At 59.8% G+C, this 13,886-nt stretch carries 11 protein-coding genes; 10 read left to right on the top strand and 1 reads right to left on the bottom strand.

Going from position 1 to position 13,886, the window contains the following annotated elements; translation table 11 throughout:
* Positions 1-422 precede the first annotated feature (422 nt).
* Positions 423-1,499, top strand: coding sequence for a 3-deoxy-7-phosphoheptulonate synthase (locus HV782_RS13560; protein ID WP_123468267.1), 1,077 nt, complete (start codon positions 423-425; stop codon positions 1,497-1,499).
* A gap of 55 nt (positions 1,500-1,554) precedes the next feature.
* On the opposite strand, the gene HV782_RS13555 is transcribed toward HV782_RS13560, so the two are convergent.
* A complete protein-coding gene (locus tag HV782_RS13555; protein ID WP_186745777.1) occupies positions 1,555-2,634 on the bottom strand; it encodes an RNA-binding protein in 1,080 nt (359 codons plus the stop codon).
* 336 nt (positions 2,635-2,970) lie between these two features.
* Between HV782_RS13555 and HV782_RS13550 the strand changes: the two genes are divergently transcribed.
* The 9 genes from HV782_RS13550 to hbdH all read left to right on the top strand — a co-directional run bounded on the left by HV782_RS13550 (position 2,971) and on the right by hbdH (position 13,859).
* A complete protein-coding gene (locus HV782_RS13550; protein WP_186745873.1) occupies positions 2,971-3,840 on the top strand; it encodes a lipase family alpha/beta hydrolase in 870 nt (289 codons plus the stop codon).
* 97 nt (positions 3,841-3,937) lie between these two features.
* The gene (locus tag HV782_RS13545; protein ID WP_123468263.1) at positions 3,938-4,219 is read left to right on the top strand and encodes a peptidylprolyl isomerase; all 282 of its coding nucleotides are present in this window, start codon (positions 3,938-3,940) and stop codon (positions 4,217-4,219) included.
* A 133-nt stretch (positions 4,220-4,352) separates the two neighbouring features.
* Complete coding sequence (locus HV782_RS13540) at positions 4,353-6,221, top strand: extracellular solute-binding protein (RefSeq protein WP_186745779.1); 1,869 nt, start codon at positions 4,353-4,355, stop codon at positions 6,219-6,221.
* Complete coding sequence (locus HV782_RS13535; RefSeq protein WP_123468259.1) at positions 6,221-7,285, top strand: microcin C ABC transporter permease YejB; 1,065 nt, start codon at positions 6,221-6,223, stop codon at positions 7,283-7,285. Before HV782_RS13540 ends, HV782_RS13535 begins: the two co-directional genes overlap by 1 nt.
* Positions 7,285-8,307: an ABC transporter permease gene (locus HV782_RS13530; protein WP_123468257.1), complete on the top strand. Its 1,023-nt coding sequence runs from the start codon at positions 7,285-7,287 to the stop codon at positions 8,305-8,307. The genes HV782_RS13535 and HV782_RS13530 overlap by 1 nt, the downstream gene beginning before the upstream one ends.
* A 9-nt stretch (positions 8,308-8,316) precedes the next feature.
* A complete protein-coding gene (locus tag HV782_RS13525; RefSeq protein ID WP_186745781.1) occupies positions 8,317-9,891 on the top strand; it encodes an ABC transporter ATP-binding protein in 1,575 nt (524 codons plus the stop codon).
* Between the two features lie 102 nt (positions 9,892-9,993).
* Positions 9,994-11,409, top strand: coding sequence for a sigma-54 interaction domain-containing protein (locus tag HV782_RS13520; protein WP_128615738.1), 1,416 nt, complete (start codon positions 9,994-9,996; stop codon positions 11,407-11,409).
* Between the two features lie 277 nt (positions 11,410-11,686).
* Entirely contained in the window at positions 11,687-13,078 is a 1,392-nt protein-coding gene (locus HV782_RS13515; RefSeq protein WP_123468250.1) for a GntP family permease, read from the top strand.
* A 7-nt stretch (positions 13,079-13,085) separates the two neighbouring features.
* Positions 13,086-13,859, top strand: a complete 774-nt coding sequence (hbdH, locus tag HV782_RS13510; RefSeq protein ID WP_128615737.1) for a 3-hydroxybutyrate dehydrogenase — start codon at positions 13,086-13,088, stop codon at positions 13,857-13,859.
* Positions 13,860-13,886 lie beyond the last annotated feature (27 nt).

The raw sequence follows: 13,886 nt of genomic DNA, 5'->3' as shown, positions 1-13,886 counted from the left end.
GCTCGGTTTCGGCTGCGCGGGCGACTGACATTTGCACTCCGGTCAGCTTTTATTTTGGGTATTGGTTTAGCCACTGGCGCGCCTGATACCCACACGGCGCCCATAAAAACGGGTCGCCACCAGAGAATTCTCAACCCCCGGTCGGCCTCCCGACCGGGGGTTTTGTTTTTTCAGGCCCGAACCTTTTTCAGCGACACACCAGACACTTTGAGGAATTACCTAATGAACTACGCCACTTATTACCGTTACGACAGCTTTAGCGCCTGGCGATTTACCAGCTTCCGCTCGGGACAGCCTGCCGCCTCCGATCGGTCACCTACAGGTGGCAAGCACACACACGTAGCCAATACGGCCAATTGTCGAACACACCAGTAGGGCCGAGTGCGCGGGAAGAACCCGCCGCCTGCCCAGGAAGACCGAATATGAACTCGTCCGTTTCTGCTCTGCCACTGTCCACACTCGATTCCGCCAACGAAGCGCTGACACTGCGTCTGCCCAGCTCGTTGCAACTCAAACAGCAACTGCCTTTAAGCACCGTCCTGAGCCAGCAAGTCGCCGCTCAACGTCAGGCAGTTCGCGCGATCCTCAACGGCGAAGACCAGCGACTGCTGATCATCGTTGGCCCCTGCTCCATCCACGACCCACAGTCCGCCCTCGAATACGCCGGCAAACTCGCCCGACTGGCTGACGACGTTCGTGACGACATGCTGCTGGTGATGCGTGCCTACGTCGAAAAACCACGCACCACGGTCGGCTGGAAAGGCCTGGCCTATGACCCGCACCTGGATGGCAGCGATGACATGGCCGCAGGGCTGACGCTTTCACGCGAACTGATGCTGGAAATGATCAGGCTGGGGTTGCCGGTGGCGACCGAACTGCTGCAACCCATGGCTGCCGGTTACTTCGATGACCTGCTCAGTTGGGTGGCCATTGGCGCCCGCACCACCGAATCGCAGATCCACCGCGAAATGGCCAGTGGTCTCGGTATGCCAGTGGGCTTCAAGAATGGCACCGATGGCGGCGCGGCCATCGCCGTCGATGCCATGCGCTCGGCAGCCCACCCACACCGGCATTTCGGTGTTGACAGCCAGGGCCATCCGGCGATTATTCAGACCCCGGGCAACCCTGATACCCATCTGGTGCTGCGTGGCGGCCACAAGGGCCCGAACCATGATCGCGAGAGCGTGGCCAAAATCCATGCCGATCTGGATCGACTGAAAATCCCGAGCCGAATCATGGTCGATTGCAGTCACGCCAACAGCGGCAAGGACCCATTGCGTCAACCCGCTGTTTTCAATGATGTACTCGAGCAACGCCTGCAGGGTGATCGTTCACTGATCGGCATGATGCTGGAGTCCCATCTGTTCGAAGGCTGCCAACCCCTGAGCACCTCACTACGCTATGGCGTATCGATCACTGACGGATGCCTCGGTTTCAACGCCACCGAACGCTTGCTACTGAATGCCGCGCAGCGTCTGGGCGCGCATTCCGCAGACTGACCAGAAGGCCTGCCCTCCGGCATCATTGAGAACCGGAGGGCTGACGCCGCTGCCCTCAAGCCTCTATCCGCACCTGTGTCACCGCAGATTCCTGACTGACCTCGTCCAGACGTTCCACGGTATAGGCAACCCGCACGGTTTCTCCGTGATGTTCGCGCCAGAACCGATGGGGCACGATAAAGATCAGCGGCTTCCCTGCGGTTTCCAGAGTAATTTCCCGGTCATCCCGGTGATTGAAAAAGTCACCGTCACACTTCAGGTAGACCAACTCGCCTTCTTGCGTCTGTGGGTTGCCGATCACAACGGTCACCCCATCTATCGAGTTTTCCGTACTGAGCACGCCATCCTCGGCTTCCAGCACATCGGGAGCGTGCAGTTCGCCACGATGGAACGGAGTAATGCGAAGCCTGGTCGGCTCCGATTCGCGCACTGCCCCACCGACCTGCTCCACGCGGTAACTTACCGTCACCTCACCTCCAAGCTGCGCGGCGATGTGCTCGGGAGCGACCCAGAACGACAAGGGCTGCGCAACGGCAAAGGCTTCGATCTTCAAAGCATCATTGAACGACGCCGGCGACATGTCGCCACACCATGTCAGCGAGACCTGATCGCCTGAAGACATTCGGGCGTAAGGCTGAAACATGACGAGCACACCATCCCTCACCCGGGCCGGATCGAGCGTACCGCCGATGACACCTTCGACATGCGGCGCCAGCAGCTGCGGCTGTGCATCCCCCACTGACAGCTGCAACCGTGCAGACATTGCGGGTTCGGGCAGGTTCGCGCTGACCAGTGTCCAGTAAACCTCAAGCGAACCACCGTCCAGTGCAGCAATGTGCATACCCTTGATAACAAAGATCACGTCTTTGCCAACCTGGGATTCGCTGACGAAGCGAACCATTTCATGCTGATAGGCAAAGCCTTCGATATCCAGGCCGTCCCAGCTCAACAGCAATTGATCGCCACACGCCATGTTTGCATAGGGAGCGATCCTGACGATGACCTTGCTCAGGGAAGGATCCAGCGCTGCGCCTTCGAGGGCATCGAGCGTCGCCGCCGGCAACGGCACCTCGGACTGGCACATGCTGACGGGATGGCGCATCCGATAGCAAAACTCGATTTCGTGGGTGTTCATTCGTGGCTCCATTCCTTGGATAAGACGCCAGCTACATCAATGGCGTCGACGACAAATATTGAACGCCATTGTGGTGGTCTTCGCTGTCAGCAAAATGCGCCACAACCCTCGGGCAAAAGCCACGGACCAAGTAGGCCGGCAGGCAATAAATCCGCTTGATCCGTCAGAGGACGTCCACAACTTCCGATTCGGGCCTCACAAAAAACAGAAAACACCTACGTCATCTAGTCCAGATTCATCCGCGAACCTGGGTTTCTTCGTACTTCTCCAACCGTATGAGTGTTTTAGAGTGACCCACAGATTTTCCCGATGAACTTCTGTGATAAAGGTAAGAACATGCGACGGAATGCTACAACTCGCTATCCCATACTGTTGATACACGGCCTGTTCGGATTTGAACGCATTGGCCATTTCGAGCTCTTCCACGAGGTCAAGGAAGCACTTAAGACAACAGGCAACCGCGTGTTCATTCCGCATCTGTCGGCCACGCACAACAACGAGGTGCGGGGCGAGCAACTCCTCAGGCAAATAGATCGTGTCCTCGCAGGCACCGGCGCTGCAAAAGTCAATCTTATCGGTCACAGCCAGGGCGCACTCACTGCCCGGTACGCTGCTGCGCACATGCCACACGTCGTCGGCTCAGTCACGTCGGTCAGCGGGCCGAATCACGGCTCGGAGCTGGCTGACTTCCTGCGCAAGGCGCTGGTACCGGATCAACTGCCGGATTCCGTGGCCCTGAATGTGGTCACACTGTTTTCCGAGTTTTTGACCCTTATGAGCGGCAGCACAACGCTGCCACAAAGCGCACTCGCCGCGCTCAACGCCCTGACCACCGAGGGTGTCAGTCGCTTCAATGACAAATACCCGCAGGGCCTGCCACACACCTGGGGCGGGCATGGCGCGGAGTTGGTTGACGGTGTTCGCTATTATTCCTGGAGCGGCACCTTGCCCACGACCAAAGCCGCCATGCTCGACCCGGTACACGCCCTCTGCCGTGGATTGTCGGAATATTTCATTACCGAGGCCGGACAAAACGACGGATTCGTCGGCCGCTACAGCTCGCACCTGGGTACAGTGATCCGCTCCGACTATCCGCTGGATCATTTGAGCAGTCTGCGCCGGCCTGTTATCGGCGCATCCGCGCTGCCGGACCCGATCTTGCTGTACATCGAGCATGCCCTGCGCTTGCAGGCCGCAAATCTGTAAAAGCCAACAGCGATCACCGAACGGAACTTTGCCGAGAATTCGCCCACTGAATCCGGTAGGCTCCACACTTTACTGAATTAGATTGGAGAGTTTCCCCATGGCTAAAGCCACTGCCCGCCACATCCTGGTTGCCACCGAAGACAAGTGCAACGAACTCAAGACCCAGATCGAAGCTGGCGCTGATTTCGCTGAAGTTGCCAAAAACAACTCCACCTGCCCTTCCAGCCGTCAGGGCGGTGACCTGGGTTCCTTCGGTCCTGGCCAGATGGTCAAGGAATTCGACACCGTGGTCTTCAGCGCACCGATCAACGTCGTGCAAGGCCCGGTCAAGACCCAGTTCGGTTTCCACCTGCTCGAAGTCACCAGCCGTCAGGACTGATTCGTCGCCTGATTGCTCTGCAACGGCCCGCCTTTTGGTGGGCCGTTGTGTTTCAGTTACATATACGGCTGGCGACTGACGCGCCTCTCGCGTACAAATTGCGCTTATCGATTTCCCGGTTCCAAGGCTGACAATGCGACTGGTTTTCCCCACATTGATGCTCACCGCCCTCGCCCTGTTGTCGGGCGCCGCCGGTGTGGACGCTGCACCGCAACACGCGTTGACCGTTTATGGCGAGCCGGCCAAATATCCTGCCGGTTTCAGTCACTTCGACTACACCAACCCGCAGGCGCCCAAGGGCGGCACGATGCGCCGCTCGGCGATCGAGATCGGTCACTTCGACCATGTATTGCCGTATATCGACAAAGGCATCGGCGTCACGCAAATCGACGGACTGCTGTACTCGCCGCTGGCTCAGCGCTCGATGGATGAACCCTATACCGTTTACGGGCTGGTGGCAGAAAAGATGGAGCGCTCGGAGGACGGACTCGCGCTGCGCTTTTTCATTAATCCCAAGGCTCGCTTCGCCGACGGCAAGCCGATCACCGCCGAAGACGTGCGCTACACCTATGAACTGCTGATGACCCAGGGCAGCCTGCGTTATCGCACGCAGTTCGCCGATGTCAAAGGCGTCGAAGTGGAAGCACCGCTGATCGTGCGCTTCGATTTCAAGAACAACGAAAACCGCACCCTGCCTCTGGATATCGCGACCCTGCCGGTGTTTCCCGAACACTGGTGGAAGAGCCGCGACTTTGCCGGCGGTGGCGGTTACGAACCGCCACTGGGCAGTGGCCCCTATCGCGTCGGCAAGGTCGACTCGGGGCGCAGCATTACCTTCGAACGCAATGCCGACTGGTGGGGCAAGGACCTGCCGGTCAGTCGCGGCCTCTATAACTTCGACCATTTCAGCATCGAGTACTTTGGCGACACCGACGTCGCCCGTCAGGTGCTGCGCGGCGGCGCGTATGACTACAACCGCGAGTTTTCCGCCACCGGTTATTCGATCGGCTACGACAGCCCCGCCCTGAGCGACGGGCGCCTGCAAAAGGCTCATCTGGCCACCGAAGCGCCGCAATCGGCCCAAGGGTTTGTGTTCAATCTGCAGAAACCGATGTTCAAGGATCGCCGTGTGCGCCAGGCACTGGCGATGCTGTGGGACTTCGAGTGGAGCAACCGGCAGATGATGCGCAACCTGTACATCCGCCAGCAAAGTTACTTTTCCAATACCGATCTGGCCGCTCGCGAGTTACCGGACGCAGCGGAGTTGAAGATTCTCGAACCGCTGCGCGGACAGATTCCCGACGAAGTCTTCACCACGGTCTTCGAGGCACCGAAGACCGACGGCAGTGGCCTGATCCGCGATAAACAACTGCAAGCCCTGGAACTGCTCGAGCAGGCCGGCTGGAAACCGGACGGCGATCAACTGGTGAATGCCGACGGCGAACCGCTCAGCTTCACGTTCCTGGTCAGCCAGAACGGCATGGACCGCCTGCTGCTGCCTTACAAGCGCACACTGAAACAGATCGGCATCAACCTGGATATTCGTCGCATCGACTCTTCGCAATACGTCAATCGCCTGATGAGCCGGGACTACGACATGATCGTCACCGGCTATCCGGTGACCACCTCACCGGGTGGCGAACTGCTCAACTACTTCGGCTCGGCGTCGGCCAACGACCCGGGGGCCAACAACTACATGGTGCTGAAAAACCCGGCGGTCGACACCTTGATCAACGGACTGATCCGCGCCTCCACGCAATCGGACATGCTGCACTATGCCCACGCCCTGGATCGGGTGCTGCAATGGAATTACTACTGGATTCCCAATTACTACCCGCCGGGCACTTCGACCGTGTGGTGGAACCGCTTTGGCATCCCTACGATTCAAGCCAGTAATGATGAAGCGATCGAGAGCTGGTGGGAAATCAGCCGCACGCCGCTGACCAACCAACAGATGACCGCCGAAAAAATCGGTCGTGGCAGACCCGGAGGGCCGCACTGATGTGGGGTTACATACTGCGGCGCCTGCTGCTGATCATTCCGACGCTGGTGATCATTCTGCTGGTCAATTTCGTCATCATTCAGGCCGCGCCCGGCGGTCCGGTGGAACAGGCGATCGCCCATCTGCAAGGCATCGGTGGTGGCGGCAACGTCGGCGGCGGTTCGGGTGAAACCATGAGCGGCACCTCGCGCGCGAGCCGGGGCCTGGACCCGCAATTGATCAAAGACATCGAAAAACAGTACGGCTTCGACAAGCCAGCCCATGAACGCCTGTGGCTGATGCTCAAGAATTACGCCCGACTGGATTTCGGCAAGAGCTTCTTTCGCGGTGCCACGGTGACGGACCTGATCCTGGAAAAAATGCCGGTCACCATTTCTCTCGGATTATGGGCGACGCTGATTACCTACCTGGTCTCGATCCCGCTGGGCATCCGCAAAGCCGTGCATCACGGCAGCCATTTCGATATCTGGAGCAGCACCGCGATCATCATCGGCTACGCAATGCCGGCGTTCCTGTTTGCGATGTTCCTGATCGTGGTGTTTGCCGGCGGCACTTCGCTGAACTGGTTCCCGGTACGCGGCCTGGTCTCGGACAACTTCGAATCACTGTCGACCCTCGGCAAGATCGCCGATTACTTCTGGCACCTGGTGTTGCCAGTCACGGCGCTGGTGATCGGCGGTTTCGCCACCCTGACGATTCTGACGAAAAACTCGTTTCTCAATGAAATCACCCGCCAATACGTGGTGACCGCACGGGCCAAGGGCTTGAGCGAACGTCGGGTGCTTTACGGCCACGTGTTCCGCAATGCGATGTTGCTGGTGGTGTCGGGCATTCCCCAGGCCTTTATCAGCGTGTTTTTCGCCGGCTCGTTGCTGATTGAAGTGATTTTCTCCCTCGATGGCCTCGGTCGCATGAGCTACGAAGCGGCCGTCTCGCGGGACTATCCAGTGGTGTTCGGCTCGCTGTTCATCTTCACCCTGTTCGGCCTGCTGATAAAACTGATCGGCGACTTGTGCTACACCCTTGTCGATCCGCGCATCGACTTCGCCGCGAGGAACGCCTGATGCTCAAGCTCTCGCCATTGGGCCGTCGCCGTTTCGAGCGATTCAAGAAAAACCGCCGGGGCTGGTGGTCGTTATGGCTGTTCATCGGTTTGTTCCTGCTGACCCTCGGCGGCGAGCTGATCGCCAACGACAAGCCGCTGGTGGTCAGTTATCAGGGCCAGTGGTACTTCCCGGTATTCAAACGCCACACCGAACAGGAGTTCGGCGGGCAACTGCCGTTTCAGGCCGACTACCGCAGCGACTATGTGCAGAACCTGATTCGCAAGGACGGTGGCTGGTTGCTGTTCCCGCCGATTCCGTTCAGCGACGACACGCCGAACTATGACCTCAATAAACCGGCGCCGAGCCCGCCGACATCGGTCAACTGGCTGGGCACCGACGATCAGGCGCGGGATGTCCTCGCGCGGGTGATTTTCGGCGCCCGGGTGTCGATTCTCTTCGCGTTGATGCTGACCTTTGTCAGCGCCCTGATCGGCATCGCTGCCGGTGCCTTGCAAGGTTATTACGGCGGCTGGGTCGACCTGCTCGGGCAGCGCTTGCTTGAAGTCTGGTCGGGGTTACCGGTGCTGTACCTGCTGATCATCCTCTCAGGTTTTGTCGAACCTAACTTCTGGTGGTTGCTGGGGATCATGGCGCTGTTTTCGTGGCTGGCACTGGTGGACGTGGTTCGTGCGGAGTTCCTGCGCGGGCGCAACCTGGAATACGTCAAGGCTGCGCGGGCGCTGGGCCTGACCGATCGCAAGGTGATCGTCCGGCACATCCTGCCCAACGCCATGAACGCGACGTTGAGTTACTTGCCGTTCATTCTGACCGGGGCGATTTCCACCCTCACCGCACTGGACTTTCTCGGCTTCGGCATGCCCGCCGGCAGCGCCTCGCTGGGCGAACTGATCGGTCAGGGCAAACAGAACCTGCAGGCACCGTGGCTTGGGCTGACAGCGTTTTTCACCCTGGCGCTGATCCTTTCTTTATTGGTGTTCATCGGCGAAGCGTTACGCGACGCGTTCGACCCTCGATCCTGAAGCGTGGCCATGTCTGACAATCTGATTGAAATCCGTAACCTCAATGTCGCTTTCCATGGCCAGAACGTGGTGCGCGACCTGTGCCTGGACATTCGCCCCGGTGAGTGTCTGGCGCTGGTTGGCGAGTCCGGTTCGGGCAAGTCGGTGACGGCCCACTCGATTCTGCAATTGCTGGCAGACACCGAAGCGCAAACCACTGGCAGCATTCGCTATCGCGGTCAGGAGCTGGTCAGTGCGGACCCCAAGGTCTTGCGTGAGCTGCGCGGCAACCGCATCGCGATGATCTTTCAGGAGCCGATGACCTCGCTCAATCCGCTGCACACCATCGAAAAGCAGATCGGCGAAACCTTGCTGCTGCACCGCGGCCTCGGTGGAAAAGCGGCGCAACAGCGCATCCTCGAACTGCTCGAACTGGTCGGCATCCAGAAACCCAAAGAACGGCTCAAGGCCTACCCGCACCAATTGTCCGGTGGACAACGACAGCGGGTCATGATCGCCATGGCCCTGGCTTGCGAACCGGAATTGTTGATTGCCGATGAGCCGACCACTGCCCTCGATGTCACCGTACAGCGCAAGATTCTGCTGCTGCTCAAGTCCCTGCAACAACGCCTCGGCATGTCGCTGCTGCTGATCAGTCACGACCTCAATCTGGTGCGCAGCATTGCCCAGCGTGTCTGTGTGATGAAGGCTGGAGAAATCGTCGAACAGGCGCCCTGTGAAACGCTGTTCAGCGAACCGAAGCACCCTTACAGCTGCGTGCTGCTCAACGCTGAACCCGAAGGTGAAGCCCTTCCCCGGGATGAGCGCGAGAATGTGCTGGAGGTCGATGATCTGCGGGTTGAGTTTGTCGTCGGTGGCGGCCTGTTTCAGCGCAAGCAATACCTGCGCGCCGTGGATGGCATCAGCCTGAATATCCAGCGCGGCAAGACCCTGGGTATCGTTGGCGAATCCGGTTCGGGCAAGTCGACGCTGGGACAAGCGATCCTGCGTCTGCTCGATTCCGAAGGCAGCATCCGCTTTCAGGGCGCAGCGCTCGACGGCCTCAATCAGAAACAGCTGCGTCCCTGGCGTCGGCAGATGCAGGTGGTGTTTCAGGATCCGTTCGGCAGCCTCAGTCCGCGCATGTCGGTGGCGCAGATCATCAGCGAAGGCCTGGAAGTACACTGCGAATCGAACGCCCAGGAGTGCGATGAGCAAGTGATTCGCGTGCTCAAGGAGGTCGGCCTCGACCCCGCCAGTCGTCATCGTTACCCCCACGAGTTTTCCGGCGGCCAGCGTCAACGCATTGCAATCGCACGGGCACTGGTGCTCAAACCGGCGCTGATTCTGCTTGATGAGCCGACTTCGGCGCTGGATCGCACGGTGCAGAAACAAGTGGTTGCCCTGCTGCGCCAGCTTCAGGAAAAGCACGGCCTGACCTACCTGTTCATCAGCCACGACCTGGCGGTGGTGCGGGCACTGGCCCACGACATGATCGTGATCAAGGACGGCAAGGTGGTCGAGCGCGGCGCCAGTCACGATGTGTTCGATTCGCCGCAGCATCCTTACACCAAGGAGTTGTTGGCGGCGGCGCATCCGGGGTAGGCATAATCGGCGCTCGTCTTGAAACCGGGTCGCGGCCTTCGCGAGCAAGCCTGCTCGCGAAAAGACCAGCACACACCACCCAAAATCTGGATCAAACCACCCATGAACACCACCGAAAGCCTCAAGGACTACCAACGGGTTCGCACCCTGGCAATCCGCTCGCTGTTCGAGATCATCGAGCAGTCGAGCGAAGGCACGGTGATTGTCGATCGCGACGCCAACATTGTCTGGATGAACGAGCGCTACGCGCGCCGCTTCGGGCTCGAGTCGGCCGCAGGTGCAATTGGCAAACCCTGCGAAAGCGTGATTCCCGGCAGTCTGTTGCGTGAGGTGGTGCGTACCGGGCGGCCGATTCTGCTGGACATGCAAGACACCCCGAAAGAGCCGCTGGTGGTGATGCGCCTGCCGATCCACGACGATGTCGGCACGGTAATCGGCGCGATCGGTTTTGCCCTGTTCGATGAACTGCGCACGCTGTCGCCGATGCTCAAGCGCTACTTGAGCATGCAGGAGGAACTGGCTTCGACCCGCTCGCTGCTGCGCGCGCGGCAGACCAAATACAACTTCGCACATTTCATCGGCACCAGCGCCGCCAGCCTTGAAGTCAAACGCCGCGCCCGCCGCAGTGCCAGCACCGAGTCGCCGGTGTTGCTGCTGGGCGAAACCGGCACCGGCAAGGAATTGCTGGCGCAGGCGATTCACAGTGCTTCGCCGCGAGCGCACAAAGCCTTTGTCAGCATCAACAGCGCGGCGATTCCCGAAACATTGCTGGAGGCCGAGTTCTTCGGCACGGCTCCGGGCGCCTTCACTGGCGCTGACCGCAAGGGCCGCACCGGCAAGTTGCAGATCGCGCAGGGCGGCACGTTGTTTCTCGACGAGATCGGCGACATGCCATTGCCGCTGCAAAGCAAATTGCTGCGGGTGCTGCAGGAAAAGGAATTCGAGCCGGTGGGCTCCAACGAGGTCATCCAGAGTGACGTGCGGGTGATCGCCGCGACCTCGACCGACCTGCAAACGGCGATCAAGCGCGGTGAATTCCGCGCTGACTTGTACTACCGGCTCAATGTGCTGCCGATCATCGTGCCGCCGTTGCGCGAACGCCTCGACGATCTGCCAGCACTCAGCGAAGCGATCCTCGAAGAGCTGCGCAGTCAGCATGAACTGAGCCGCACGGCGCTGGATCTGCTGAGCCAGCATGCGTGGCCGGGGAACATCCGAGAGTTGCGGAATGTGCTGGAGCGGGCGGCACTGCTCAGTGATGACCTGATCCTCAGCGAAGCAGATATTCGCGGCTCCATAGGCACATTTACCCCGGTTGAACGCCCCGCGGCGCCCGCGCTGGAGCCCTTGGCCGACGAGACATTCGCCCAGGCGCGCCAGCGGTTTGACCGGCAACTGATCGAGTCGGCCCTCGCGCAATGTGCGGGTAATGTGCCAGAGGCGGCAGCTCGTCTGGGGCTGGGGCGGTCGACGTTGTACAAGAAGATGCTGGCCTTGGGCATCGCCCAGTCTCAATAAAGAGACTTTAATCTCCATTAATAGAAATGAGCAGAAGCTTCGCGAACAGGCCCGCTCCCACAGTGGAATACATTGCAGATGTAGGCGCGGACTTGCTCGCGAAGGCGTCATCACTTCCAGCATAAATCTCAAAAAAGAGACAAACCTGCGATTCTTTGCAAATTAAAATCCATAAAACCCTTAAATTTCAAAGACTTGTGCATGTGGCACAAATCTCGCTAATACCTCTCCCACACCGGTTTTACCCACAAAAATAACAATTCTGGAGAGACACACCATGAGTGTGATCATTGCCTTGGCCGCCCTCGCGCTGCTGATGCTAGCCGCCTACCGTGGCTACAGCGTTATCCTGTTTGCTCCGATCGCCGCCCTCGGCGCTGTCCTGCTCACCGACCCTTCTGCCGTCGCCCCTGCATTCACCGGGGTGTTCATGGAGAAAATGGTCGGGTTCATCAAACTCTACTTCCCGGTCTTCCTGCTCGGTGCCGTGTTCGGCAAGCTGATCGAACTGTCGGGCTTTTCGCGCTCGATTGTCGCCGCGGCGATTCGTCTGCTGGGCACCCGCCAGGCCATGCTGGTGATCGTGCTGGTCTGCGCCCTGCTCACCTACGGCGGTGTGTCGCTGTTCGTGGTGGTGTTTGCGGTGTATCCGTTTGCCGCCGAGATGTTCCGCCAGAGCAACATTCCCAAACGGCTGATCCCGGCGACCATCGCCCTCGGTGCGTTTTCGTTCACCATGGACGCCCTGCCCGGCACCCCGCAGATCCAGAACATCATCCCCAGCACCTTCTTCAACACCACTGCGTGGGCGGCGCCGTGGCTGGGCGTGATTGGCACGATTTTCGTGTTCTGCGCCGGCATGCTGTTCCTCCAGCGTCAGCGCAACAAGGCCCAGCGCGCCGGCGAAGGCTATGGCACCGAGCTGCGCAATGAGCCAGAAACTGCCGAAGACCTCAAACTGCCGAACCCGTGGATCGCGCTGTCGCCGCTGCTGGCGGTGGGCATCATGAATCTGTTGTTCACTCAGTGGATTCCCCAGTGGTACGGCAAGACCCACAGCCTCGCGCTGCCGGGCATGGCCACGCCAGTGACCACCGAAATCGCCAAACTGACGGCGATCTGGGCGGTACAGGCGGCGTTGCTGGTCGGCATCCTCATGGTGCTGGCGTTCGGCTTCAAAGCCATTCGCAGCAAACTGGCCGAGGGCAGCAAAAGCGCGGTCAGCGGTGCGCTGCTGGCAGCGATGAACACCGCTTCCGAGTACGGTTTTGGCGCGGTGATCGCCTCGCTGCCGGGGTTTCTGGTGCTGGCCGACTGGCTCAAGCAAATCCCCAATCCGCTGGTCAACGAGGCGATCACCGTCACGCTGCTGGCGGGCATCACCGGTTCGGCGTCGGGTGGGATGAGCATTGCCCTGGCGGCGATGTCCGAGCAATTCATCGCCGCGGCCCATGCGGCGAATATTCCGCTGGAAGTGCTGCACCGCGTGGCCGCCATGGCCAGTGGCGGCATGGACACGCTGCCGCACAACGGTGCCGTCATCACCTTGCTGGCGGTGACCGGCCTGACTCACCGCGAAGCCTATAAAGACATTTTCTGTATTACGCTGATCAAGACCCTGGCGGTTTTCGTAGTGATCGGTACTTTCTACGCCACTGGCATTGTGTGAGGTATTCATGACGACTCTTTCCGGCAAGACCGCACTGGTAACCGGTTCCACCAGCGGCATTGGCCTGGGCATCGCGCTGAGCCTGGCCAAAGCCGGCGCCAATCTGATTCTCAACGGTTTCGGTGATGCCTCGACGGTGATCGCCGAAGTCGGCCAGTTTGGCGCCAAGGTCGGCCATCACCCCGCTGACGTCAGTGACCCGGCACAGATTGCCGACATGATCGCCTATGCCGAACGCGAATTCGGTGGCGTCGACATTCTGGTCAATAACGCCGGAATCCAGCATGTGGCGGCGGTCGAGGAGTTTCCGGTGGAACGCTGGGATTCGATCATTGCGATCAACCTGTCTTCGGTGTTCCACAGCACCCGCCTGAGCCTGCCGGGCATGCGCGCCAAAGGATGGGGACGGATCATCAATATTGCCTCCGTGCACGGTCAGGTCGGTTCGACCGGCAAGGCGGCTTACGTCGCCGCCAAGCACGGGGTGATCGGCCTGACCAAAGTGGTCGGCCTGGAAACCGCGACCAGCAACGTCACCTGTAACGCGATCTGCCCGGGCTGGGTGTTGACGCCGCTGGTGCAGAAGCAGATCGACGACCGTGCGGTCAAAGGCGTCGATCCGCAGCAGGCGCAGCATGATTTGCTGGCCGAGAAGCAACCGTCGCTGGAGTTCGTCACGCCGCAGCATCTGGGCGAGCTGGTGTTGTTTTTGTGCAGTGAGGCCGGTAGCCAGGTGCGCGGGGCGGCGTGGAATATTGATGGTGGGTGGTTGGCGCAATAACCTCCACAGAACGATGTGGCCAGGGCG

The sequence above is a fragment of the Pseudomonas monsensis genome, assembly GCF_014268495.2.
Classification (GTDB): domain Bacteria; phylum Pseudomonadota; class Gammaproteobacteria; order Pseudomonadales; family Pseudomonadaceae; genus Aquipseudomonas; species Aquipseudomonas monsensis.
This window is presented reverse-complemented; position numbering and strand designations above follow the sequence as displayed.